The sequence below is a fragment of the Rhizobium ecuadorense genome, from assembly GCF_001187535.1.
Lineage (GTDB): Bacteria > Pseudomonadota > Alphaproteobacteria > Rhizobiales > Rhizobiaceae > Rhizobium > Rhizobium ecuadorense.
Window position 1 is genome coordinate 1 of sequence record NZ_LFIO01001235.1, and the last position, 264, is coordinate 264.

The 264-nt window shown below is 56.4% G+C and carries 1 pseudogene; it reads right to left on the minus strand.

The window, feature by feature from the left end:
* Window positions 1–177 (minus strand): annotated as a pseudogene (locus AF337_RS45640) (MFS transporter); the annotation flags it as partial.
* Between the last annotated feature and the right edge of the window lie 87 nt (window positions 178–264).

Here is a 264-nt window from a genome sequence, read left to right on the forward strand (position 1 = left end):
GATGCCCGCACCGATGCCGAAGACGGTCGACGAGAAGCCGAGGTCCTGGTTCATCGTCAGGGCGGCAAAGCCGATATTCACGCGGTCGAGAAACGCGATGAAATACAGCAGCATGATGAACGGTACGATGCGGAATGTGATTTTGCGCAAGACGCGCGTTTCCAAGTCGTGAGTCACGACGGTCTCCTCCCAGATTGGACGATAAACGAAGCGCACCTCCTGCGCTTGCGAATATCTATGACCACCGCCGGCTTGATCCTCAAG